The organism is Chryseomicrobium palamuruense, from assembly GCF_042649045.1.
GTDB lineage: Bacteria > Bacillota > Bacilli > Bacillales_A > Planococcaceae > Chryseomicrobium > Chryseomicrobium palamuruense.
This window is the reverse complement of record NZ_JBHSEF010000024.1, coordinates 1-25526: the sequence shown is the minus strand read 5'-3', so window position 1 is coordinate 25526 and position 25526 is coordinate 1. Positions and strand designations below refer to the sequence as shown.

The window sequence follows — 25526 nt, the reverse complement described above, 5'->3', positions numbered from 1 at the left end:
CATCTCTCCTTATATTAATTATTACTTTATAATAATTATAAATAAGAGAAAATGCAACAAAAGGGATTTCTAAAAAGAAACCCCTTCAATGAGTTAAAATACGCGTTCTTTATGAAGTGCTAATTTTTCTAAAGAAGACTTGTCAACATCGGCATGTAGACTATTTCCGTGCGAATCCATGGTGACGACTGCCGTAAAATCTTCCACACGAAGATGCCACATCGCTTCTGGAATTCCAAATTCCATAAGGTCCACACCGTCTACACCTTTAATGCAGTCGGCGTAGTATTGTGCCGCTCCACCAATTGCATTGAGGTAGACACCGCCATGTTCATTCAACGCAGCAAGCGTCTTCGGTCCCATACCGCCTTTACCGATGACAGCACGAATACCAAACTTCTTCATAATATCCCCTTGGTAAGGCTCCTCTCGTATGGACGTCGTAGGGCCTGCTGCACGTACATGCCAGTTGCCCTCTGTGTCTTTTTGCATAACCGGACCACAGTGATAGATGATCTGTCCATCTAAATCAACAGGAGCATCGTGGCTCATTAAATGGTGGTGAATCGCATCGCGCCCCGTGTACATACGACCGGAAATCGATACCACGTCACCGACTTTTAAAGAGCGAACTTTTTCTTCTGTAATTGGTGCTTCTAAACGAACGACTTCTTTTACTTCTTCATCTATTGTCTCTTGTTGTTTAAATTCAATCTTTTCCCCGTCTTGATAATGCCAATTATTGATTTCGCCAGTTGCTGGTGAAATATCAATAGCCATACGACGGTATGCCCAACAGTTATAGGCAACAGACACGTAGAAACTAGCAGGGATGCGGTGCATAACACCAATTTTACATCCGAGTAACGTGGCTTCGCCGCCGAAGCCCATCGTGCCGATTCCTAGTGTATTCGCTTTTTCCACAATGTAGTCTTCCAGTTTTGCAAGTTCCTGATTTGGATTTACATCTTCTACGGAACGGAAGAGTTGTTCTTTCGCGAGGTCGTACCCAGAAGAGCGGTCCCCTCCAATTCCCACACCGATAAATCCGGCGGAGCACCCTTGACCTTGGGCTTGATAAACCGAGTGGAGGATACACTTACGAATACCGTCTAGGTCTCGTCCCGCACGTCCTAAGCCTTCAAGTTCCGTTGGCAAGCTATACTGAATGTTTTTGTTCTCACAGCCGCCGCCTTTTAAGATGAGCTTCATTTCGATATGGTCTTGTTCCCATTGTTCAAATTTCATGACAGGAACGCCGTCACCTAAATTGTCACCACTGTTTTCTCCTGTGATAGAATCCACTGAGTTCGGACGAAGCTTAGCGTCTTTCGTTGCTTGAGCAATTGCACGCTTGATTGCTGCTTTGATTTCTAATTGATTCACGCCGATAGGTGTCTTAATTTTAAATGTTGGCAGACCAGTGTCTTGGCAAATAGGGGAGACGTTATCATCTGCCATTTGAATATTGTTCGCGATGGTGTCTAAACTCATGGCTGCACGTGTTCCTGCATTCTCCGCTTTTTTTGCTTTCGCAATGGCGCGGCGTACATCTTTTGGTAAGTTCGTGCTGGTTTCTGTAATCAGTTCATAAATACTTTTTTCTAACGCTTCTATGTACATGCTGATGGCTCCTTTAATTAAGTACTAGTCTAAGTATACTCTTCTGAACACATGAAAAAAAGAGCAGCTAGGCTACTCTTTCGTTTTTTTGAACTGGTCCATTTTCTGTTCAAGATCATCCATCATTTCAATAAGGCGGTCAATATCTTCGACTTTAGTTGATTCAGGTTCGATTGAGTCAAGCACTTCTAAAAACATGTTTAGGCGCTCTTTTAAGTAGATGACTTGCTGTTCTGGATTCGTTACGTGATTGCCCATGAGAGGCACCTCCTTCAGCATTTTTACTATACCCGATTCTGCGGGGAAAAGATAGGACCAACGAACGAAATTAATAAATTATGTATTTAGAATATTTACAATAATAAAACAATGTGTTAAAGTAATCATAATCTCTACTAGGAAGGAGGCCGTAGTGAACCTGTCGAAAACCAACACGTAAGGAGGCGGTTCAGACATTTCACCGGCTGGAATAGTAGCCGTAAATGCAATTATGAAAACAAGAGAAGGTAAAGAAGACGTATAAAAGGCTCGAACAGTGATGCAGACTGCTCGAGCCTTTTTGTGTTGTCTATTCAGAAGGCATTATCTCTGCTAGACTATAGGAACTGTTAATAGAAAGAAGAGAATGCATCATGAAACGACAGATTACCGATAAACAACGATTTTTTATCCTCGTGTTGATTGTCTCTATTTCCGGATTTTCACAGGGGATGTTGTTGCCGCTCATTTCCATCATCTTTGAACAGGATGGCTTGAGTGCGACATTGAACGGACTCAGTGCAACAGGTCTATATATAGGAACACTTCTCGTCAGTCCGTTTATGGAAGCGCCACTTAGAAGGTGGGGGTATAAGCCAATAATCTTAGTGGGTGGCCTCCTTGTTATTATCTCACTCGCGCTCTTCCCTCTTTGGAAAAGTGTGCTGTTTTGGTTCTTCTTACGACTCGCGATTGGAATCGGTGATCACGCGCTGCACTTCTCGACGCAAACGTGGATCACGAGCACCTCACCTAAAGACAGGCTCGGAAAGAATATTGCGCTTTATGGGTTATCCTTCGGACTTGGCTTTGCAATCGGGCCATTATTTGTGCCGCTCGTCAACATATCAGAAGGACTGCCATTTATTTTGTCGTCCGTACTTTGTCTCATTGCATGGTCATTTGTATTTTTCTTATCAAACGACTTTCCGGAAGGATTTGCTTCGCAGCAAACGTCGTCTGCCCGAAGATTCCGAACGGCATTCCTTATTGCGTGGGCAGCCTTTTTACCACCTCTGAGCTATGGATTTTTGGAATCAAGTCTCCACGCTATTTTCCCAGTGTATAGCTTGCGGCAAGATATTCCGGTGGCCAGCGTGTCGGTAATCTTAGCTGCGTTTTCAATTGGGGGAGTCGTGTCACAACTGCCCCTCGGGATGCTCAGCGATCGGTTTGGCCGAAAGCCGATGCTAATCATCTTACTTGCCGGCGGAGCGACCGCGTTCTTTGTGGGTGGACTGTTTGAACAATTTGTATGGGCACTCGTCATCTCCTTCTTTATTGCCGGTTTATTTGTCGGCTCAATGTTCTCTCTTGGCATTGCGTATATGACTGACTTGACGCCAAAGTCGCTGCTGCCGACAGGGAACTTGCTATGCGGGATTGCCTTCAGTATGGGATCTCTGACGGGGCCGTTTTTTGGAGGCCTTTTTTTGCAATTTAGTTCGGGAATCAGTTTTCTATGGATGGTCTCAGCACTACTGCTGGTCATTTGCATCTCGATTGCCCTATATCGACCTCAACAAGACCCGGCTCATGTGGGATGAGCCGGGTTTTGTTGTGGGAAATAACTGGTTAACTATCTATATCTATAGGATTGGATTAACTGTAGGGAAGAGTCAACTAGTGCGGAACGTGGTGACTGGTGCGAAAAATGACTCAACTGGTGCGGCAAATGCCTCAGCTAATGCGAATATCAAGTCAACTAGTGCGGGAGGGGGTGACTGGTGCGAAAAATCACTCAACTGGTGCGGCAAATGCCTCAACTAGTGCGAATATCAAGTCAACTAGTGCGGGAGGGGGTGATTGGTGCGAAAAATGACTCGACTGGTGCGTCAAATGCCCCAGCTAGTGCGAATATTTGCCCGACTGGAGTGCGCCGCCACTTGGAGTAGAAATCCATCTATTTGGACTGCGCCATCAACCAGGCCAGAAATTCATCTATTTGAAGTGCGCAATATTCATTGACACACAACAACCGAGACATAGAAAAACCGGCTCATCCCAAGATGAGCCGGCACTTAAATCACTTTAAAACGAGTTCCACGACACACTCAATTTGTGCTGTTTGCGGGAACATATCTACTGGTTGGATGGACAAGACATCGTACTTTTTCGTCAGTTCTTGAAGATCCTTCGCAAGTGTAGATGGGTTACACGAGGTGTAGACAAAACGTTTCGGTTTTGTACGCATCACAAGGTCCATCAGTTCCGGGTCAAGGCCCGTACGTGGGGGATCCGCCGTCAACACGTCGGCCTCAAAACCTTCTTTTTTCCACTTTACGGCCATTTCTTCAGGAGTCCCTACAGCGAAAAGTGTATTTTTCTTTTGATTGTGCGCGGCATTTTTCTTTGCGTCTGAAATCGCTTCAGGGACAATATCCATTCCACGCACTTCTTTCGCGTCGTCCGCTAGCCACAGTCCAATGGTGCCAACGCCACAATACGCATCGATGACATTTTCGGTACCGGTTAGCTTCGCTGCTTTTTTGATTTCATTGTACAAATGAACCGTCTGCACCGGATTCAACTGGAAGAACGCACGAGCAGACAAGTCAAACACCAGTCCGTCAAGTTTCTCGACCATCGTCTCTTTACCCCATAAATTGAACGTCTGCTCACCAAAAATCAAACTCGTCCGGTCTGCGTTAATGTTCTGACTGATAGACACAATGTTCTTGTCCATTTGGGTAATGGCTTGCGTCAGTTCTTCTTTATATGGGAATTTCTTGCGAGTGGTGATTATTGTTACTTGAATTTGACCGGTCTCCATACCGCGGCGGACCACGATTGAACGAATGATTCCTTGTGGGTCACGTTCGTCATAGACAGGAATGCCTTTTTCTTCAATGAACGCTTTGATTTGGTTCGTGATTTTCGTAGTCTCTGGTTGCTGAACTATGCATTCATCAATATTCACTAAGAAATTTGAACCTGCTGCGAATAGACCAGCTAATACGCGGCCACTGCGTTTGCGCACTTGAAACTGATTTTTGTTGCGGTAGTGCCATGGGTTTTCCATGCCAATCGTTTGTTTGACAAGGTCAACATCTAATTCCGGGGTGTAGCGTTCGAGAGCTTGGACGACAATGTCTCGTTTCTCAATAAGTTGTCTCGCATACGTCATATGTTGAAGTTGGCAACCGCCACACTCTTCATAGATTGGGCAGGGAGGGGTTACGCGGTCTTCCGAAGCTTCCCGAATTGTCTTAATAGAAGCGGTGGCGAATTTGCGTTTCACTTCCGTGACGTGCGCTGTTATAACTTCTCCAGGTAGAGCGCCTGGAACGAAGACGACGTGGCGTTTGAAAAATCCAACGCCTTCTCCGTTAATTCCTAATCGTTTAATGGTCAGTGGGAATTCTTGGCCCACTTTAATAGTTACACCTTCACTCATGGTTACTCACGTCCTTCATAGTATGCTCCCATTATACAGGAGGAAGGAAGTCATTGGAAAGGGAAGGGAGTATTCACGGACTGTTTGCGCAATTCTTCTAAATCAGCGAACTCATAGCCTTTCGCTCGTGCTTGGGCGATAAAATCCGGAAGAGCCTGGGAATTGTCCGCACTTACTGTATGCAACAATACAATTGCCCCTGGGTGCAATTGATTAACGAGCTCTTTCGTGACCACTTCTTTCCCGCGCACGCGGTCCTCGTGCCAATCCACAATGGCCATCGTCCAGAAAATATGCTGATACCCGAGTTGGTTCGCCACTCGTAGGGAGCGTTCTGAAAAGATACCTTCTGGTGGGCGGACGATCGTGGTTCGTGAAATCCCTGTCAGCTTGTTCAGTTCTTCATCAAAACGTCGAAGTTCCGTAGTTAATTCTTTTTCAGAGAGGGTTGCCATATTCGGATGAGAATAGGTGTGGTTACCAATAGTATGCCCATCTGCAATCATCCGTTTGACGAAGTCTGGTGCACTCTTTAAATAATGCCCAGTGAGAAAAAATGTTGCTTGAATGTTTTCTTTTTTAAGCGTGTCGAGTATGGCCGTCGTTTGTCCGTTTTCATAGCCATTATCAAAGGTCAGATAAATCGTTTTCGCTCCACTTGTATCCCGGAGGAGGGCATCGTGTTTTGCGAGCACTGATTCGAGTTTTGCTCCGATTTCTGGAGGTTCTTCGTTCGTGGCCCGTTTCAATCCAAACGAATAGCTATCTGAGGCGGCGGATACCCACTGCCAGGAAAGCAGACTGACACTGAGTAAAAGGGTAATGCCAAGTAAATGAAGGGTTCGCAAAAAAACACATCCTTTTTTAAAAAGGATGTGCGAGATGATAAGTTTTATCCATATAAGTGGTTCAATGCTTCTTTTGCCGTGGGAAATTCAAAATGGAAACCGTGCTGCAAAAGCACTTGTGGAAGCACTTGTTGCCCTTCAAGCACCAGTTGGCTCTTTTCTCCAAGAACGGCTTTTAAAGCAAAGCTTGGTGCCGGAATGGCATGCGGACGATGCAGGACTTCCCCAAGCGTGCGACCGAACTCGTCATTACGCAAGGGCCGCGGAGCTGTCACGTTGAACGGTCCTTGTAATTTTTCAGTTGTGATGGCAAAGTAGAGCGCGCGTACAACGTCTTTCACATGCACCCAAGAGAGCCACTGTTTCCCGGTACCGACTTTTCCGCCGACAAATAGCTTGTACGGAAGTGCCATAAGTGGAAGAGCACCTTCTTCTTTCCCGAGAATAACGCCGAAACGACCATATGCCACACGTACATCAAACTGCTCGGCTTGTTTTGCTGTTGCTTCCCAGTCTTCTACTGTTTTGGCGAGGAAGTTATCGGCGCGTTCCGGAGAGTCTTCCGTATACGTCTTGTGTTTTGACGTCGGATATATTCCGACTGCAGACGCATTGACCAGAACACTCGGTTTTTGCGGAAGAGCTTCGATGATACGTAGTACTTCGTTTGTAGCATCCATGCGACTTTGATAGATTTTCTTTTTTTGCTCAGCTGTCCAACGTCCTTCATTAATGGATGTACCTGCGAGGTTAATGATAGCATCGATGCCTTGGAGCTGGTCTTCCGGCTTCGCTCCTTTATTCAACCAGGAAACATAGGTGATGGAACTGTCACTTTTTTTATCGGAACGTGTCAAAATGTACACGTGGTGGCCTTCAGAAAGTAAAAGATTCGTTAGTTCTTTGCCAACAAAACCCGTGCCACCTGTAATGGCAATCTTCATAAAATGACCTCCTTTTCTTCGTATGATACTATAGAGAGTACCCGAATACACAGAATCTGAACCCTGGGAGCTGATGTGCTTTGCCAGTGATCACAAAAATCACACGACAGAAGAAAAATGTCGAACGCTACAATATCTATTTAGATGAAAGCTATGCTTTCAGTGTGGATGAAAGTGTATTGATCAAGCACCAGTTGACCAAAGGAAAAGTGCTTGAGAATTTTGATATGGATGATTTGATTTATGAGGATGAGGTTCGGAAGGCCTTCTCTAGCGCGTTAAATTATCTCAGCTACCGGATGCGCAGCGAGCAAGAAGTGAAGAACAAGTTGCTTGAAAATGGGTTTGGCGAAGCGGTGGCAATTGAAGCCATCCGTAAATTACTAGAATACAACTACTTAAACGATGAAGAGTTTTCAAAAGCACTGGTCTCGACAGAAAAGCGTTCTTCTAAGAAAGGGCCGACTGCTATCAAACAGTCGCTCAAGAAAAAGGGTATTGCTGAAGAGACTCAACAAACGGTGCTGGAAGCCTATTCAGAAGGGGAGCAGCTCGAGATTGCCAAAGGACTCGCGGATAAAGTGATGCGCACAGGAAGCAGACTGACTCCCTCACAACAGAAGCGGAAAATCCAAGACATGCTCGCCCGGAAAGGCTTTTCTTTTGCCATCAGCAAACAAGTGATTGCACAGTTCGATGATGAGTTTGAAGTCGAGGACTGGGATCAAAAGCTGGCGGATCAAGGAGAAAAGGCGTGGCGGAAGTTCCAGACGAAATACAAAGGACGCGAGCGCAGACAGAAAGTGAAGCAGCAATTATACGGAAAAGGATTTCCTCTCGACATAATTGATGCATTTATTGATCAAAAGGAGCAAGAAGATGGATAAAAAATATAGCCAAATGACACCGGAAGAATTGCGGCAAGAGATTGCCAACTTAAAAGAAAAAGCACGCAAAGCCGAACAGCTCGGCATCGTCAACGAGTTCGCCGTCTACGAACGAAAAGCGACGATGGCCCAGTCGTATCTAATCGATCCAAAGACGATCGTGCCTGGAGAGTTGTACAAAATTTTAGGAGACCCGGGTGTTTACTTTAAAGTCGACTATTTAAAAGGGCGCTTTGCTTGGGGTCATCGTCTCGGCGGAGACTATTTTGAAGAAGCACTTCCGATTGCACTATTAGAACCTGTAAAATAAATTATGAAATTAACGAAAGAAAGCATCCACACAGACAAGTAAAATTACTCATCGACTAGGTGACCCATATGATAAAATAACCTCTAGCAGATAGCTAGAGGTTATTTTTTACGAATCAGTCGATGGTAAAATCGAGTTTTTTATGAAGTTTGTCTTCGCTGAAGATCCAACCAGTATACGAATTGATGATTTCGAGATCATCGTTTAAGTGAGCGACCGCAACAAATGGGTAGTAATCGTTACTGCGGTAGCGAAGGTCGATGAAGCGGACTTCGGTAATGTGATTATGTTCCGTAATCTCCCAGCGGTAAATTGGAGAAAACGATAAGAATGCATCGATGTTTTTGTCTTTTAGTGCGGCTTGCACAAACTCATTTTTCGGAAGTGGCTGGCGCTCAAATTTGTCATAGATAGTCACGTTTCGACCATACGCACGGCCGACATAGTAATGGTCGCCATCAATCGCGGCAATTCGCCACTGATAAAAGCGCATCGTTGGTGCGATAATAATCCGTTCCGCTTTAGGGATTTTTAGCTTCACCGCATGTCGCACGGCATGTTGCACTTGGAAACGGACGATGTAATACACCACAAGAATGGCGTACATGACTAAAAACGTAGGTACTGGATTTGCTCCGAGAGCCCATAGCAAAAGCCCGATGACGTGAATCCCAAAGATAATGGGATCAAATGTATTGATGACGCCAAGTGCCACCCATTTATTCGAAATCGGTCGGAGTGCCTGCGTTCCGTAAGAGTTAAAGATATCCACAAAAACATGCAGGAATACAGCAAGAAATGTCCATAACCAAAGGTGTAATATGTCGGCACTTGGAAATATAAAGTTGAGGCCGAGTGTAATCAGTAGTGGCCACGTCACGACAGCGGGAATGGAGTGAGTCGCGCCGCGATGATGTCGAATATAGACAGCATTGTTACGAAGTTTCAGCACCGTATCAATATCAGGAGCCTGGGAACCGATGATTGTACCTGCTAATACAGCGGTAGCCGTCACGGAGTGGTTGGCAACGACAGGATCTATAGCTGCGAGGCCGCCTAAAGCAATACCCATGACGATGTGTGTACCCGTATCCATGCAACATTCCCCTCCTTGATCGTATAGATTGTGATAATAGAATATAGGATAATGAACGAAAATCCCAGCACAATCACTTTACCCGTTTCACGAAAACGCTAATCAAAGGAGACGAAACGAATTGGAACCATCCGCAAAAGCGACATACATCAGAGAACATTTAATCGCTTGGTATCAAGAAGAAAAGAGAGACCTGCCGTGGCGACGCACGTCCGACCCCTACCACATCTGGATTTCCGAGGTGATGCTCCAACAGACGCGTGTCGATACAGTCATTCCTTATTACGAGAGATTCACAAAAGCCTTTCCTACGATGAAGGACTTAGCAGCAGCAGAAGAAGACCATTTGTTAAAGCTATGGGAAGGGTTAGGCTATTATTCAAGAGCGCGTAATTTGCAAGCTGGTGTGAGAGAGGTCATCGAGCGGTACGGTGCAGAAATTCCAAAGTCCCGTGAAGAGATCTCTACGATTAAAGGTATCGGGCCGTATACAGCGGGTGCCGTGTTGAGCATTGCCTATGGTGTGCCAGAGCATGCCGTGGATGGCAATGTGATGCGTGTATTGTCGAGACTATATGCGCTAGAAAACGACATCGCCCAAGCGAAAACCCGCAAACTGTTTGAACATCTGGTCATGGACATTATTAGTCCGGACGACCCGTCTTCCTTCAATCAAGGCCTGATGGAACTCGGTGCTGTCATCTGTACACCACAAAAACCGAAGTGCCTGCTTTGTCCAGTGAGAGAGGCGTGTCAAGCTTTCGCAGAAGGCAAAGAGACCATCCTTCCTATCAAAACGAAGAAGATCAAATCAAAGTCCGTTCAATACAACGGGTATGTGCTTCAACGTGCGGACGGCAAATGGCTTGTGGAACAACGAGGCGAGGGGTTGCTCGCGAAAATGTGGCAATTCCCGTTGATTGAATTAGAAGACACTGAATGGAACACTCGCTACGGCATCGCATGGAGTGAAACGGAATCTGTTGGGGAAGTAACGCATGTGTTTAGCCACTTGAAATGGACCGTCAATGTGTATGCTGGCAAAGCGGAAGTAGATGACCAAAAAGCTGAAGTGGGTGTTTGGGTAACGGAAGAAGAACTAGCAAAGCTTCCGCTTCCAGTACCTATTCAGAAGATGTGGAATCTCCGACAGGCTTATAAATAAGAGGATAATACTACTTTTTTCCTTCTACTATTGTTATAATGTGAAAATATCGAATACAAACATCGCTTAATTTCGTCGTTTGAAAAGGGTGACTACATCATGACAATTCCGTTGGAAGGAGAAATGATCCAGATTCACAGCTACAAACATAACGGCAGTATTCACCGGGTGTGGCACGAGACGATGGTATTAAAGGGAACAAAAAATATCATTATTGCTGCCAACGATCGCACGCTGGTAACGGAATCGGATGGTCGAACATGGGTGACCCGTGAACCTTCAATTTGTTACTACCACGCAGAATACTGGTTCAATATTATTTGTATGCTCCGTGAAGATGGGGTGTATTACTACATCAATTTGAGTTCACCATTTGTCTACGAAGATAAAATGCTGAAGTACATCGATTACGATCTCGACATGAAAGTATTTCCGGATCAATCGTTTACACTACTTGATGAAGATGAATACGAACAACACAAGCAAGAAATGAACTACCCGGATGAAATTGATATTATTTTGAAACGGACCATCTCGACACTCAAGCAGTGGATCCAACAAAAGAAGGGACCGTTTGCACCAGACTTCATCGAAGCCTGGACAGCAAGGTATCAGTTTCATAAGGAATTAAAGAAAACCGAGTAGACCTGTTGCAGCCTATGCAACAGGTCTCCTCATGTCTAAAGGAGGCAACCGATGGATTCCATAAAACGCTATATGCACTTCGTAAAACCATACAACTGGCAAATTATCGTCACCATTTTGATCGGAATTGTCAAATTTGCCATCCCACTATTTATTCCCATTCTCATCAAAATCGTCATTGATGACATCATTGGTGGGGATATGTCAGAAGCAGAGAAGCTCAGACTCCTCTTTTACTGGTTAGGTGGAACGGCGCTCGTCTTCTTCCTCATTCGTCCGCCGATCGAGTACTATCGTCAATATCTTGCCCAGTATGTCAGTAACAAGATTTTATTTGATATTCGAGAAAAACTGTTTGATCACTTGCAAAAGCTTAGTCTGAAATATTACGCCAATACCCGTGCGGGAGAGGTCATCTCGCGCGTCATCAATGATGTCGAACAGACGAAGAACTTTGTCATGATCGGCCTCATGAATGTGTGGCTCGATCTTGCGACGATTTTGATTGCGATTGGGATTATGTTGACCCTAAACGTCAAACTGACTCTCGTCACATTGATTGCTTTCCCGTTCTATGCCTTTAGTGTCAAATACTTCTTCGGCCGACTCCGTGATTTAACTAGACAGCGTTCGCAAGCTCTTGCAGGTGTGCAGAGCTACTTGCATGAGCGTGTCCAAGGGATGAGCGTCATCAAGACGTTTACGTTGGAAGACCATGAACAAAAGAACTTTGACGAAGCCAATGGAGAGTTCCTCGACAAAGCCATCGACCAAACGAAATGGAACGCCAAGGCGTTTGCTGTCGTGAATACGATTACCGACGTCGCACCGTTACTTGTCATTGCCTATGCTGGATATGAAGCGATCACAGGAAACCTATCTGTCGGAACAATGGCCGCATTCGTTGCTTACATTGAACGACTGTATAGTCCGCTTCGCCGACTCGTGAATTCGTCAACTACCCTCACGCAGTCGATTGCGTCAATGGACCGGATGTTCGAACTGATGGATGAAGGTTATGAAGTCGTCAATCGTCCGAATGCGAAAGAGCTCAAGTATTTAGACGGTGAACTATCGTTCCAGAATGTCTATTTCCAATACGAAGAAGAAGGCACGCCTGTCCTGAGAGGGATCAACTTTACGATTCACCCTGGACAAACAGCAGCTTTCGTCGGGATGAGTGGAGGAGGAAAGTCGACCATTATCAGCTTGTTGCCACGTTTCTATGACGTGACAGATGGTGCAATCAAGATGGACGGCGGGGATATTCGTGACGTCACGATTGAATCATTGCGAAAACAAATTGGCCTCGTCTTGCAAGATACACTGCTGTTTAGTGACTCTATCCGCATGAACATTGCGATGGGACGCCCGGATGCAACGGAAGAGGAGATCATTGAAGCGGCAAAAGCAGCCAATGCCCATGACTTTATCATGGAATTGCCAAATGGGTATGATACAACCGTCGGCGAACGGGGTGTTAAATTGTCTGGAGGTCAAAAGCAACGAATTGCGATTGCACGGGTATTCCTGAAAGATCCACGAATCCTTGTACTTGACGAAGCGACGTCTGCGCTCGATCTAGAAAGTGAATCGTTGATTCAGGATTCGCTCGAGCGTTTAGCGACAGACCGGACGACACTCATCGTCGCGCATCGACTCTCAACGATTACACATGCAGATCAAATCCTTGTTGTCGACCACGGTCAGATTATTGAAAGTGGAACCCATCAAGAGCTGATGAAGAAGCAAGGAGCTTATTACAACCTGTTCCAAGTTCAACAATTAGAAAATTAAGTAACAAGCCCTTCTCCGAGAAAATTCGGGGAAGGGCTTTTTTGGGAAGTATAGTATGTTTACTGCCATGATCGTAAGTTTTCATGGCATATTATGATGTGATTTTCGTTGATAACGACAATGTTTGATGAGCAAATTGATGTGAGAAGCTATAGAGAGAGTAATGAGCAGGGAATGAATGAACACTTCATCGTTTCCGGGGCAAGTTAGGTACGTTGGGTGACAATTTGCTGCTGTTTTCGAGACATTTGTAGACGGATTCGGGACAATGCGTATCCATCAACCAAAGGGTCAACAAATCTACTTTCAATGTGGAATACTATAGAATATATAAGAATCTGACATCCATCCATTTAAAAAGAAACATTAAAGAATTACTTAAAAATGTATTAGTTCAAGTTTAGAAAATCAATCTATTTCATATATTCATTTTAACAAAAACAGTTTCAAATGATTGACACAAATCTAGTGCAACTATGTATCTGAAACGTTCATATCTAAAAATGGTAAATAGAGTGAATGGTATGTGAATATTATAGATATTAATTAATTATAAAAAAAGTGATTGCAAGTGATATTTTGTTGTGTAAAATAATGATTATATAAAAATTCATTCAACAGCGAATATTCAGAATAGTGGAGAGGGGTTCATCATGACGAATCGTAAATCAGTTCTCGAGGTAAAAAACCTCCAGACGTCTTTCTTCACAGATGACGGAGTTATCCCTTCTGTCGACTTCGTAGACTTCGAAGTACGAGAAGGCGAAATTTTAGGTATTGTAGGTGAATCAGGTAGTGGAAAGAGTGTGACTTCCTTATCCATAATGGGCCTTATTCCTTCACCGCCCGGCAAAATTACTTCAGGGGAAATTCTTTATCAAGGGAAAGACATTATAAAATTCTCGGAGAAACAGATGCGCCAAATTCGCGGCAATGATATTGCAATGATCTTCCAAGAGCCCATGACTTCTTTAAACCCACTCTTCACGATTGGTAGTCAGATGATGGAAGCTGTGCTGCTACATAAAAAAGATTGGTCGAAAAAACAAGCAAAAGCACGAAGCATTGAGATGTTAAAACTTGTGGGACTGCCACGAGCAGAAGAATTAATGAACGATTATCCACACCAGTTATCAGGTGGGATGCGGCAGCGTGTCATGATTGCCATGGCTCTAGTTTGTGACCCGAAAGTATTGATTGCCGATGAGCCGACAACGGCACTTGACGTGACGATTCAAGCTCAGATTTTAAAACTCATGAAAGATTTAAATACTCGATTAAATACGGCGATTATTCTTATTACACATGACTTAGGGGTTGTGGCTGAAACATGTGAACGAGTGGTTGTTATGTATGCTGGAAAAGTCGTAGAAGAAGGTCCGGTTGAAACGATTTTCACCAATCCTCAACATCCGTATACCAAAGGCCTACTCGCCTCTGTTCCGGATATGCGCTATAAAAAACAGTCGCTATATTCGATTCCAGGAAATGTTCCGAAACCCGGATCCATTAAAGAAGGTTGTCGATTTGCAGCCCGCTGTGAATCTGTTTTTGGACGATGCACACAAGAGTCACCTCCTTTATACCAAACAGCAGCTCATCATAAGACCCGCTGCTTCTTATATGACACAGAGGAGGTAAGTACCTATGACAGAGCCACTGTTGAAAGTTGAGGGATTAAAAAAATACTTTCCCGTTAAGAAGGGTTTATTTGGAAAAATAACGGGTCAAGTCAAAGCCGTAGATGACGTGTCTTTCTATGTTAATGAAGGGGAGACGCTTGGTATCGTTGGGGAATCGGGTTGTGGGAAATCCACAACAGGCCGCATGCTAATGCGCCTCCTAGAGCCAACTGAAGGGAAAGTGACATTCAATGGGCAGGAGCTCACGAAATTATCTCCACAAGAAATGCGGAAAGCACGCAGAGAAATTCAAATGGTCTTTCAAGACCCCTACGCTTCTCTAAATCCGCGTCATACGGTCGAAAAGATTTTAATGGAACCTCTGATTGTACACAATATCGGGGATACAAAAAGCCGAAAAAAAATGGTTCGCGACTTTTTAGAAATCGTTGGTCTTTCAAGCTATCACGCAAAACGCTATCCTCACCAGTTCAGTGGTGGCCAGCGACAACGGATTGGAATCGCCAGAGCACTGATGACTAATCCAAAACTGATTATTGCCGATGAACCAGTTTCTGCTCTTGATGTATCCATTCAAGCACAAGTTCTGAACTTGATGCAGAAGTTACAGAGAGAATTGAAACTCACATACATTTTTATTGCGCATGATTTAGGTGTCGTTCGGCATATTAGTGACCGAGTGGGTGTCATGTATCTCGGGAAGATGGTAGAGCTTGCGTCGAGTGAGAATCTTTACGCAGAACCACTTCACCCATATACAAAAGCACTGCTCTCTGCTGTGCCGGTACCAGACCCGAACTTTACGCGAGAAGAAATTCTTCTAGAAGGCGATATTCCAAGTCCTTCAAATCCGCCAAGCGGGTGCACATTCCATACACGATGTCCATTTGCCATGGACCGTTGTAAGCAACACATTCCTCAGCTTGAGGAAATCAAGCCAGGTCATTATGTTGCGTGTCATTTATATGATGCCGACATGATAGATAAATCAGTAGTGGAGGGGTCTTAATGAGAAACAAGAAAATTTGGTCATTCCTGTTGTTCTTCGGATTGATCGCCATGCTTTTCTTAGCAGCATGTAACTCGGATGATGAAGGCTCAGAAGGTACAAATGACGAAGGAAATGACTCTGAAGAGGCAACAAATGAAGATTCTGGCGAGCCAAAAGTATTAATTTTTGGTCGCGGCGGTGATTCTGTTAACTTAGATCCAATCTCTGTTACAGACGGAGAGTCATTTAAAGTGACACAGAACGTTTTTGAAACGCTTGTCAATTTCGGTGAGCAAGATACAACGATTAACCCAGGACTTGCTCATGACTGGGAAGTATCTGAAGATGGTTTAACATACACATTCTTGCTTGAAGAAGGGGTTAAGTTCCACGATGGAACAGACTTCAATGCAGAAGCCGTTGTTGCCAACTTTGAGCGCTGGGCTTCAGGTACAGCAGATAAATACTACTACTATAAATCCATGTTTGGTGGGTTTGGCGATGAAGAAGGACACGTCATCGAATCTGTAACTGCAGACGATGACTACACAGTGACATTCACATTAAAACGTCCACAGGCACCATTCTTGAAAAATATCGCAATGAGCCCATTCGGTATGGGTTCACCAACAGCATTTGAAGCAGCAGGGGATTCTTTCGGAGATAACCCAGTTGGAACAGGTCCATTCAAATTTGTGGAGTGGAAGCGTAACGATTCCATCACAATTGAAAAATTCGAAGATTACTGGCAAGAAGGATTACCAAAGCTTGACCGCGTGGTTTTCCGTGCTATTCCGGATAACTCTACTCGTCTAAATGCATTATTAACAGGTGAAATTGATCTTGCAGACGGTGTTAATCCGACAGATGCTGGTTCTATTGAAGGGGACAGCGCGCTACAATTGTTCGAACGCCCTTCTATGAACATTGGTTACTTAGGTTTAACAAATACACGTCCTCCATTTGATAATGTCTTGGTTCGCCAAGCGATGAATCATGCGATCGATAGACAAGCGATTGTGGATGCTTTCTTCGAAGGCCGTGCAGAAGTGGCTGTTAACCCAATGCCACCAAGTATCTCAGGCTATAACGATCAAATTGAAGGATATGCGTATGACCCTGAACGTGCAAAAGAATTGTTAGCAGAAGCAGGTCTTCCAGATGGCTTCGAAATGGAACTATGGGCAATGCCAGTTCCACGTCCGTATATGCCAGATGGTATGAAAGTAGCGGAAGTAATGCAGAAAAACTTAGCTGACGTAGGCATCACTGCTGAAATCGTATCGTTCGAGTGGGCAACGTACCTTGAAAAAGCTCGTAACGGAGAAGCGGATGCATTCATGTTAGGTTGGACAGGCGATAATGGTGACGCTGACAACTTCTTATACGTTCTTCTTGATGGAGACAATATCGGAAGTAACAACTACACGTATTATGACAACGAAGAATTACATGATCTTTTAATTGCAGCACAATCCGAAGTTGACGAAAATAAACGGAATGAATTGTATATGCAAGCACAAGAAATCATCCACGAGGATGCTCCTTGGGTTCCACTTGCTCACTCAACACCGTTACTAGCAGGGAAAGCAGAACTTACTGGGTTCTTACCGCACCCAACAGGTTCAGACAAACTGCACAATGTTGATTTCGAATAATGTGAGGTGAGGAAGAGGGAAATCTTCGCGATTTCCCTCTTTTTTTCTACATAGATTTTCATCAAAGGGGAAGAGGTGAAGAGCGTGGTCAATTATATTGGTAGACGCTTATTACAATTAATCCCAGTTTTGCTCGGAATGACATTCGTAGTATTTCTGATCATTCGTGCAATTCCCGGAGATCCTGCTCAAGTCATCTTAGGTCAGTTAGCATCTAAAGAAGCAGTTGAAGCATTACGAGCAAAGCTCGGATTAGACAACCCTTGGTATGTCCAATACTTTGAATACCTTGGTGGCCTACTCCAAGGGGACTTAGGGGAGTCCTTACGTACAAGACAGCCTGTAGCGGAAGAGGTATGGCCTTATCTCGCTGCTACATTTGAACTTGCGTTTTTTGCGATTTTGATTGCCGTGATTATCGGCGTCAATGCAGGAATTATCTCCGCTTGGTTCCAAAATTCATGGTTCGATTACACGGCTATGGTATTGGCGCTTGTCGGAGTTTCCATGCCGATCTTCTGGTTAGGCCTCTTGGAGCAATGGATTTTTGCCATCGAACTCGGCTGGTTTCCAACATCAGGGCGAGAAGAAGTACGAAATCCGGTCAGTTCACAAACAGGTTTCTATGTTCTCGATACGATAATGCAAGGGCGATTTGATCAATTAGGGCAAGTACTAAAACACTTAGTCCTGCCTGGGGCCGCTTTAGCAACTATTCCCATGGCTATCATTGCACGGATGACACGGTCAAGCATGCTTGAAGTGATGCGTTCAGATTATATCCGAACGGCACGTGCAAAAGGTCAGAAGATGTTCTGGGTCGTGTATAAACACGCCTTAAAAAATGCGGTAATTCCGGTATTGACTGTTATTGGTCTTCAAATGGGTCTGCTTCTAGGTGGCGCCATTTTGACAGAAACCATTTTCTCTTGGCCAGGAATCGGACGATACGTCTATGAGGCGATTCAGTTCCGTGACTATCCAGTAATTCAATCAGGCATTCTGATCATCGCTTTCATTTTCGTCATGATCAATTTGATTGTGGATATTCTATACGGACTCATTGATCCGCGGATTAAATATGACTAGAGAGGAGGACGCAGCATGACAAATGTAGATCCCAAAAACCTAGTTCCTACAGAACAAGAAATCCAGGTAGAAAAAGAGACAGGGCCTTGGCGAGATGCCTGGCGCAGTTTTCGTAAGAACAAGATTGCACTTGTAGGAAGTGTCATCGTGCTCTTCTTCTTATTCCTAGCTATCTTTGGTCCGTGGATTGCCTCAGAAGGGATTAATGATCAAAAACTACCGGAGCGTTTGAAACCGCCATCGAGCGATTACTGGTTTGGTACCGACGATTTTGGACGTGATATTTTTTCAAGGGTCATTCTAGGCGCTCGTATTTCCTTGGGTGTCGGCTTCTTTTCCGTCATTGGCTCCGTTATCATCGGGAGTGCTCTTGGTATTATTGCCGGATACTACGGGAAATGGGTAGACACCATCATCTCACGTATCTTTGATATCATGCTTGCTTTCCCGAGTATCCTTCTTGCGATTGCGGTCGTTTCTGTATTAGGACCTTCCCTTGTGAATGCATTAATTGCCATTGCCATTATCAACGTGCCAAACTTTGGCCGTTTAATTCGCTCAAAAGTATTGTCGGTCAAGCAAGAGGAGTACATCACCTCCGCCAAGGCCATAGGAATGAAAGATTTCCGAATCTTGATTTCGCACATCTTGCCGAATTCCTTAGCGCCAATAATTGTCGCAGGAACGCTTGCCGTTGCCTCGGCCATCATTGAAGCTGCGGCTCTTGGTTTCTTAGGTCTAGGTGCACAAGCGCCGGCACCGGAATGGGGTAAGATGCTTGCAGACGCACAAGAATTCATCCGTAATGCGCCGTGGACGATGATTTTCCCAGGTGTAGCCATTATGTTAACCGTTTTAGGATTTAACTTAATGGGTGACGGGCTACGAGATGCGCTCGATCCGAAAATGAAGACATGAAAAAAGCTGTTCATCTACAAATTTTTGTAGATGAGCAGCTTTTTATACTTCTTCTACTTTGACATCAATCTCGTCTCCGTGATAGGTCTGATACGAACTGATTAGTGTATCTAGGTGCTCAAGATGTTCTTCGTAGGTTAAGATGGCAGATAATAAATGCAGTAAATGGTACGTAGAGAAATCCTCTTGTCGCTTGGTCTCATAGATCTGTGTCATGAAGATTTCCATCACTTCTTGACGTTTGATAAAGTGGTCATCATTGATCCAGTCCAGTTGCTCTGGCTTTAATTTTCCGATGAACTTTAAGTGCAAGTGTTCATGATAGGTAAGAAGAGTATCTAAGCGCTCCTGGATCATCATATGGAAGTGGTCGGGAAGCTGTATAATATCGTGTTCATAGGCGTATAGCCTTCTTATCACGTAAAGACTTTTATACGAGGTCGTAATGAGTTCTCTGTAAATAACCAGTTTTCGACCTTTTGCATACCTTGATTTTTTCGTGTACCCGCGCTCTTCTTTAAAGAGGAGGAATAACTGATCAATCTTGACGAGCTGCTCTTCAATCGAAGTGACCGCTTGTTTTAAAGACTGATGATCTGCGGCGTGTCGAATCCCGATCCGGATCCAACGAATAATATCATCTTGCGTCGTGCTGATTTTCGTGAATAAGCGTGTCTCATACTTCGGTGGTATGAACACAAGATTGACGGCGAATGCCGAAAATACTCCGACCCCAATCGTTAAAATTCGAAACGCAGCAGCCAACAGGAAATTGTCTCCTTGAATTTCCATAATGGCAATAATCGTGACGAGGGCAAGAGGAATCGTTTTTTGCAGCTTCAACTTCAACATAACGGAAATAGCGATGATTGTCGTTAATCCCACCATGAAATACGAGTTTCCGAAAATAATAGCAAAGGTAACGGCAAATGCAGCCCCAATCAGATTGGATTGAATTTGCTCTAATACCGTCATATAAGAACGATAAATAGAAGGTTGCACAGCGAATATGGCAGCAATCCCTGCAAAAATTACCTCAGGCAGTGCTAAAACATCCGCTATATAGAGGGCAAGTGCTATCGCAATCCCTGTTTTAAATACGCGTGCACCAAGTTTCACTGCACACCACTCTCCTTTACTCGTTCATTTGTTCAAACGCACGGTCTACTGCTTGAAGGGTCACATCAATGTCTTCATCTGTATGAGCCGTTGTTACAAACCACGCTTCATATTTAGAAGGGGCTAAATTAATTCCTTGATCAAGCATCAAACGGAAGAACTTCGCAAACATCTCTCCATCAGACGCTTCTGCTTGGTCATAATTCTCCACGTTCACGCCCGTAAAGTAAATGGATAATGCGCCTTTGATGCGGTTGATTGTAATCGTTACGTGATGTTTCTTAGCAGATTCTAAAATCCCTTCTTCTAAACGCTTTCCTAATCGGTCCAGTTCTTCATAGACACCGGGCTGACTGAGGAGCTCTAGGCAAGCGATCCCGGTCTGTATAGAAGCAGGGTTTCCGGCCATCGTTCCTGCTTGGTAGGCAGGTCCATTTGGGGCTACTTGGTCCATTACTTCTTTCTTGCCACCATAAGCACCGATAGGGAGTCCGCCACCGATGATTTTCCCTAATGCTGTTAAATCGGGTTTTAATCCGAGGAGTGTGGAGGCTGCTCCGTAATGGAAGCGGAAAGCCGTGATCACCTCGTCGTAGATAATGAGTACGCCGTGTTCTTTAGCAAGCGTGTGGACTGTTTCCAAGAAACCAGGGTTTGGTTCAACCATTCCGAAGTTACCTACAATAGGCTCGACTAGGATTCCCGCAATCTCTGAACCCCATAAGTCCATCGCTTCTTTAAATGCAGCGGGATCGTTAAATGGCACAGTGATAACTTCTTCTGCAATCGTCTTTGGAACTCCTGCAGAGTCAGGTGTGCCTAGTGTAGCTGGACCAGAACCTGCTGCCACAAGGACAAGGTCTGAGTGGCCATGATAGCATCCCGCAAATTTCATCATCTTCGTGCGTCCGGTATAGGCGCGTGCCACTCGGATGGTAGTCATGACCGCTTCCGTTCCAGAGTTCGTAAAACGCACTTTGTCCATAGATGGAATGGCTTCTTTAAGCATTTTAGCAAATTTAATTTCATGCTCTGTGGGGGTTCCATAAAGCAACCCGTTTTCAGCAGCTGTAGTCAACGCTTTCGTGATATGTGGATGAGCATGTCCAGTTATTATCGGACCATACGCAGCCAGGTAATCGATATATTTATTGCCATCTACATCATAAAAATAGGCTCCTTTAGCACGAGCCATTACAGTAGGGGAACCTCCACCTACAGCTTTATAGGAACGGGATGGGCTATTGACGCCACCGACTATATGAGTAAGCGCCTCTTCGTGATGGCGCTCTGAAGTTGTCCGGTTCATTGTGTGACCTCCTTGGGTTTTCTATTCCATTGTAGACAAGTTTTTAAGGAACAACAAGATTTCAGAATGGTCAAAAATTGAACCGCACGCTCTCTTTCGGTACGATAAGAAGAGGAGGCGGTTGATTATGTCAGAACATTTATTAGAAGGTTTGAAGGCACCTACGTTTTCATTGCCGAATGAACAAGGGGAAACAGTTACACTTGATCAATTTCTAGGGAAGCATTATGTCGTGCTTTATTTTTATCCGCGTGATTCAACACCAGGATGCACGAAAGAAGCATGTGATTTCCGGGATGCTCATGAGGAGTTTGCTTCTTTAAAAGCGGTTGTTCTTGGAGTCAGTACAGACAGTGAGCGAAAGCATCAAAATTTCATCAAGAAAAATGACTTGCCATTTTCGTTGTTAGTCGATGAAGAGGGAGAGACGGCAAGCTCCTACGGGGCATGGAAGAAAAAAAATATGTACGGCAAAGAATTTTGGGGGATTGAACGGTCTACCTTTCTTATTGCCCCAACGGGTGAAGTTGTGAAAGAGTGGAGGAAAGTAAAAGTACCAGGACATGTGGACGAAATAAAAGAGACTTTACAGAAAGTACAAGAGGGAAATTAATGATCATTCAATTTACATTTGAACCTAAACCAAAGATGCAAAAACAATTAATAGAAACGTTTACACAACATGAGTTTCTCTTTGCTAAAGGAACTGCGCCGCGTCCCGATACAGAAATTTGGGTCACCTATGGCGAAGATGTAACGAAAGAAACAGTTGCTGCCTTACCCCAGTTAAAGTGGATAAGTGTGGCTTCTGCAGGAATTGAAAAGATGCCACTTGTGTATCTTTCAGACCGACAGATCCATGTAACTAATGCGCGTGGGATTCACAAAACCCCAATGGCTGAGTCGATCGTGGGGCATATTTTATCTCTCTACCGAAGTTTACCCGCCATATATCAGCTGAATGAGAAAAAAGAGTGGGACAAACCAAAAGGTTCACGTGAGCTCCGCGGAGAGACGGCACTTATTTTAGGTCCTGGTGCCATTGGTGCCGAAGTGGCTCGACTACTAACAGCCTTTGGGGTGCATATCATTGCGTGCAATCGTTCAGGAAATAGTGTGGAAGAGGCGGAACAGACCATCCGACTTGATGAACTCACAAACTATTTAGGAGAAGCCAACATTGTTCTATCACTTCTACCAAGTACGAATGAAACTCGTCATCTCCTGACAAATGAACATTTTGAAATCATGAAAGAGGATGTCATCTTTATGAATTTCGGGAGAGGGGATGTTGTAGCTGAAAAGCATCTCGTAGCTGCTCTTGAAAGTTCACCAAAGCGTCATGCCGTATTAGATGTGTTTGAGGTGGAACCACTACCACCAACTAGTAAGCTTTGGCAACTTGAGAACGCCATCATCTCACCTCACATATCTAGTCATTCCGCTTTTTATGTAGAGCGTGCAATGGAAATTTTCTCAGAGAACCTTTCCAAATGGGAAAGTGGGGATACCAAACTTCGAAATTTAGTTGACCTTAAAGCCGGGTATTAAAGGCGACATGCAGTGAATTAGTTGACACTTCACCAAAGGACTTCTTATAATTAAGAATAACTATTCTAAAGTAAGAATGAATCTGAAAGAGGTGCCGACAATGACCGAAGTGCATTTACGCGATGCTTTGGATACACTGAAGTCTACGGGTGTACGCATTACTCCCCAGCGCCATGCCATTTTGGAATACATTATCCAGGCTATGACGCACCCAACAGCTGATGATATCTACCGTGCTCTTGAGAGCAAGTTTCCTAGTATGAGTGTAGCAACTGTATATAATAACTTACGTGTGTTTCGAGAGTCTGGACTTGTGAAAGAATTGACCTATGGAGACAACTCTAGCCGCTTTGATTTTGTAACAAATGATCATTATCATATGATTTGTACAGATTGCGGCAAAATTGTCGACTTTCATTATCCAGGCCTAGATGAAGTGGAACAACTCGCTTCACACCTTACGGGATTTGAAGTGGAATCTCACCGATTGGAAGTATATGGGACATGCCCATCTTGTAAAGAACAAAGTAGAAATGTACAATAAAAAACTACCGTGAACCATTTTCACGGTAGTTTCTTTTTTATTTTTCGGATTTATTATAATTTTGATCGAATTCTTTGCCTTCCAAAGTTGGATCAAGTGTAAGTGGCTCATTACAATACATACATAGATCCACGCGACCTAATACTTTGGTATGTTTTCCGCAGTTCGGACATACAACTTGGACAGCGCGAGTAGAAAGTAGACCTATCCAACCGTAAACAACCACGCTTCCTAAAATAGAGAGTAAGCCAAGCACCATAAAGATGGTAACTAGAATTGGATTTTCACGGAAGAAGATGGCTCCGTACATAATAATGAAGCCGATAAAGATTAGAGCAAGTGCAAAGGATCGAATTTTATTAATTTTATTTTTGTATTGTACCATAGTCAGCCTCCTAATTTCATTCACTACTATAGCATAATTTTGTGAGGAAAGAAGGACAAATGCATTTGGTGTAGAATAATCATTAAGAATAGAGTCCGCATCATGAAGGAGTGGAATAGATGGAAGCAATATTACGACCGATCTATCAGGAACGAGCAAGTGACCCGAATACCCTTGGGATTTTACATATACAAAAAAAAGATAAAGTCAGCCCGTTGACGGATACATTTGATTCAATCTTATTAGTGGTAACAAAGGAAGCGAAACGTCCTATTTTTACAAAGCATTACTCATTTGATGGTCAAAAAGCTGCGCTACATATTGTCACAGAACAACAGCTACGAAAGTGGTTGACACTTGGCAAGAATCCGAAGATTGTGGATTGGCTCTTACATGGGCGTATTTTATTTGATCGCAATGAAGCTATTGTGAATTTTCGTCAAGAACTTGATGAGTTTCCGGAGCGAGGGAGAAAGGTCCGGATGGGAATTGAATTTGCAAGACTCACCAGAAGATATTTAGAGGGAAAAGTGTTTTTTGAGCAACAAAACTACTTAGATGCTTATACAGAACTAGTTGATTCTCTCCATCATCTAGCACGACTTGCCATCTTCGAGCGAGGGATGCATCCGGAGCTTATGGTATGGAAACAAGTAAAGGTACTCGATCCAGCTATTTATAAATTATATGATGAGCTTGTTTCAAGCTCGGAACCTTTACAAAAGCGTGTGGAGTTATTATTTTTGGCAAGTGATTTCTTGATTCACTCACGAATTAAAGAAGGGGCTCTACATATTCAAGAAGTGCTCTCGCAAAAGCCATACTGGTCTATCCAAGAGATTCATGAGCAACAAGAGTTGAGATATTACTCAACAGATCTAGAAGTCTATATCGAATACTTGGTTGAAAAAGGATTACTCTTAGTCGAAGAACACCCTACCAAAAGTTCGCACGTGATGCACCGTTACTATAAAACAGTAGAATAGAAACTAGGACTTTCAAGTCGTTAGATTTGAAAGTTCTTTTTTTCTTTTTAACGCATATAATAGAAGGTAGTCATTGTTTAAACCATAAATTATTGTGAGAAAAAAATAACTCTAAATTATTTCAAAAAAACGGTTGACCATTTATAAAACCATAAGTTATGATAATAAACGTCGCTAAGGCAAGTTGCTATCAAACGTAAGCAGCAAGCGAAAAAGACTTCAAAATAAAGCTTGACTCTGAATGAGGAAAATGCTAAATTAGAGAAGTCGCCAAAACAAGCGACGCACGAAAATGAACATTGAAAACTGAACATGCAAGACGTCAAGATATACAAGTCGCCGACCCGACCCCCGTTGGGTGCG

24 protein-coding genes are annotated in these 25526 nt (G+C 43.9%); 15 read left to right on the top strand and 9 right to left on the bottom strand.

What is annotated here, in order from left to right:
* Positions 1-93: 93 nt before the first annotated feature.
* Both ACFO0S_RS11585 and ACFO0S_RS11580 read right to left on the bottom strand, forming a co-directional pair.
* Positions 94-1623, bottom strand: coding sequence for a fumarate hydratase (locus tag ACFO0S_RS11585; protein WP_378142253.1), 1530 nt, complete (start codon positions 1621-1623; stop codon positions 94-96).
* A gap of 72 nt (positions 1624-1695) precedes the next feature.
* Positions 1696-1881, bottom strand: coding sequence for an SE1561 family protein (locus ACFO0S_RS11580; protein WP_378142252.1), 186 nt, complete (start codon positions 1879-1881; stop codon positions 1696-1698).
* A gap of 374 nt (positions 1882-2255) precedes the next feature.
* Here ACFO0S_RS11580 and ACFO0S_RS11575 point away from each other — a divergent pair, with 374 nt between their 5' ends.
* Positions 2256-3428 (top strand): MFS transporter, encoded by a 1173-nt coding sequence (locus ACFO0S_RS11575; protein WP_378142250.1) that lies wholly within the window; start codon positions 2256-2258, stop codon positions 3426-3428.
* Between the two features lie 479 nt (positions 3429-3907).
* Here the strand turns inward: ACFO0S_RS11575 and rlmD are convergent, their stop codons facing one another.
* Genes rlmD through ACFO0S_RS11560 form a run of 3 tightly spaced genes read right to left on the bottom strand, consistent with a single transcriptional unit; the run spans position 3908 to position 7070 of the window.
* Entirely contained in the window at positions 3908-5278 is a 1371-nt protein-coding gene (gene rlmD / locus ACFO0S_RS11570; RefSeq protein ID WP_378142248.1) for a 23S rRNA (uracil(1939)-C(5))-methyltransferase RlmD, read from the bottom strand.
* Positions 5279-5328: 50 nt separating this feature from the next.
* Positions 5329-6126, bottom strand: coding sequence for a polysaccharide deacetylase family protein (locus tag ACFO0S_RS11565; protein WP_378142246.1), 798 nt, complete (start codon positions 6124-6126; stop codon positions 5329-5331).
* 44 nt (positions 6127-6170) lie between these two features.
* Entirely contained in the window at positions 6171-7070 is a 900-nt protein-coding gene (locus tag ACFO0S_RS11560) for a TIGR01777 family oxidoreductase (RefSeq protein WP_378142245.1), read from the bottom strand.
* A gap of 86 nt (positions 7071-7156) precedes the next feature.
* Between ACFO0S_RS11560 and recX the strand changes: the two genes are divergently transcribed.
* Positions 7157-7957, top strand: a complete 801-nt coding sequence (recX, locus tag ACFO0S_RS11555) for a recombination regulator RecX (RefSeq protein WP_378142342.1) — start codon at positions 7157-7159, stop codon at positions 7955-7957.
* Positions 7950-8267 (top strand): YfhH family protein, encoded by a 318-nt coding sequence (locus ACFO0S_RS11550; protein WP_378142244.1) that lies wholly within the window; start codon positions 7950-7952, stop codon positions 8265-8267. Before recX ends, ACFO0S_RS11550 begins: the two co-directional genes overlap by 8 nt.
* Positions 8268-8382: 115 nt before the next feature.
* Here the strand turns inward: ACFO0S_RS11550 and ACFO0S_RS11545 are convergent, their stop codons facing one another.
* The gene (locus ACFO0S_RS11545) at positions 8383-9363 is read right to left on the bottom strand and encodes a metal-dependent hydrolase (protein WP_378142243.1); all 981 of its coding nucleotides are present in this window, start codon (positions 9361-9363) and stop codon (positions 8383-8385) included.
* A 121-nt stretch (positions 9364-9484) separates the two neighbouring features.
* Here ACFO0S_RS11545 and mutY point away from each other — a divergent pair, with 121 nt between their 5' ends.
* From mutY to nikC, 8 genes are all read left to right on the top strand, one after another.
* Entirely contained in the window at positions 9485-10528 is a 1044-nt protein-coding gene (mutY, locus tag ACFO0S_RS11540; protein WP_378142242.1) for an A/G-specific adenine glycosylase, read from the top strand.
* Positions 10529-10627: 99 nt separating this feature from the next.
* The gene (gene ntdP / locus ACFO0S_RS11535) at positions 10628-11173 is read left to right on the top strand and encodes a nucleoside tri-diphosphate phosphatase (RefSeq protein WP_378142240.1); all 546 of its coding nucleotides are present in this window, start codon (positions 10628-10630) and stop codon (positions 11171-11173) included.
* 51 nt (positions 11174-11224) lie between these two features.
* Complete coding sequence (locus ACFO0S_RS11530) at positions 11225-12970, top strand: ABC transporter ATP-binding protein (RefSeq protein WP_378142239.1); 1746 nt, start codon at positions 11225-11227, stop codon at positions 12968-12970.
* Positions 12971-13623: 653 nt separating this feature from the next.
* Complete coding sequence (locus ACFO0S_RS11525) at positions 13624-14643, top strand: ABC transporter ATP-binding protein (RefSeq protein ID WP_378142237.1); 1020 nt, start codon at positions 13624-13626, stop codon at positions 14641-14643.
* Entirely contained in the window at positions 14618-15622 is a 1005-nt protein-coding gene (locus tag ACFO0S_RS11520) for an ABC transporter ATP-binding protein (protein ID WP_378142236.1), read from the top strand. Before ACFO0S_RS11525 ends, ACFO0S_RS11520 begins: the two co-directional genes overlap by 26 nt.
* Positions 15622-17262, top strand: a complete 1641-nt coding sequence (locus ACFO0S_RS11515; protein WP_378142235.1) for an ABC transporter substrate-binding protein — start codon at positions 15622-15624, stop codon at positions 17260-17262. Before ACFO0S_RS11520 ends, ACFO0S_RS11515 begins: the two co-directional genes overlap by 1 nt.
* A gap of 84 nt (positions 17263-17346) precedes the next feature.
* On the top strand, positions 17347-18351 hold the full coding sequence (locus ACFO0S_RS11510; RefSeq protein WP_378142234.1) for an ABC transporter permease: 1005 nt from the start codon (positions 17347-17349) through the stop codon (positions 18349-18351).
* A gap of 15 nt (positions 18352-18366) precedes the next feature.
* Positions 18367-19269: a nickel transporter permease gene (gene nikC, locus ACFO0S_RS11505; protein ID WP_378142233.1), complete on the top strand. Its 903-nt coding sequence runs from the start codon at positions 18367-18369 to the stop codon at positions 19267-19269.
* 42 nt (positions 19270-19311) lie between these two features.
* Here nikC and ACFO0S_RS11500 read toward each other — a convergent pair whose 3' ends face one another.
* Both ACFO0S_RS11500 and ACFO0S_RS11495 read right to left on the bottom strand, forming a co-directional pair.
* Positions 19312-20388 (bottom strand): aromatic acid exporter family protein, encoded by a 1077-nt coding sequence (locus ACFO0S_RS11500; protein ID WP_378142232.1) that lies wholly within the window; start codon positions 20386-20388, stop codon positions 19312-19314.
* 16 nt (positions 20389-20404) lie between these two features.
* Positions 20405-21697 carry a glutamate-1-semialdehyde 2,1-aminomutase gene (locus tag ACFO0S_RS11495; protein ID WP_378142231.1) on the bottom strand — a complete coding sequence of 431 codons (1293 nt, stop codon included), beginning with the start codon at positions 21695-21697 and terminating at the stop codon, positions 20405-20407.
* Between the two features lie 127 nt (positions 21698-21824).
* Between ACFO0S_RS11495 and bcp the strand changes: the two genes are divergently transcribed.
* The 3 genes from bcp (at position 21825) to perR (ending at position 23792) form a co-directional block, all read left to right on the top strand.
* The gene (bcp, locus tag ACFO0S_RS11490; RefSeq protein WP_378142230.1) at positions 21825-22310 is read left to right on the top strand and encodes a thioredoxin-dependent thiol peroxidase; all 486 of its coding nucleotides are present in this window, start codon (positions 21825-21827) and stop codon (positions 22308-22310) included.
* Positions 22310-23248 carry a D-2-hydroxyacid dehydrogenase gene (locus tag ACFO0S_RS11485; protein ID WP_378142229.1) on the top strand — a complete coding sequence of 313 codons (939 nt, stop codon included), beginning with the start codon at positions 22310-22312 and terminating at the stop codon, positions 23246-23248. Before bcp ends, ACFO0S_RS11485 begins: the two co-directional genes overlap by 1 nt.
* Positions 23249-23348: 100 nt before the next feature.
* Positions 23349-23792, top strand: coding sequence for a peroxide-responsive transcriptional repressor PerR (gene perR, locus ACFO0S_RS11480; RefSeq protein WP_378142228.1), 444 nt, complete (start codon positions 23349-23351; stop codon positions 23790-23792).
* Positions 23793-23829: 37 nt separating this feature from the next.
* Here the strand turns inward: perR and ACFO0S_RS11475 are convergent, their stop codons facing one another.
* Positions 23830-24177 (bottom strand): YgzB family protein, encoded by a 348-nt coding sequence (locus tag ACFO0S_RS11475; protein ID WP_378142226.1) that lies wholly within the window; start codon positions 24175-24177, stop codon positions 23830-23832.
* A 119-nt stretch (positions 24178-24296) separates the two neighbouring features.
* Here ACFO0S_RS11475 and ACFO0S_RS11470 point away from each other — a divergent pair, with 119 nt between their 5' ends.
* Positions 24297-25163 carry a nucleotidyltransferase-like protein gene (locus ACFO0S_RS11470; protein WP_378142225.1) on the top strand — a complete coding sequence of 289 codons (867 nt, stop codon included), beginning with the start codon at positions 24297-24299 and terminating at the stop codon, positions 25161-25163.
* Positions 25164-25526: the final 363 nt, after the last annotated feature.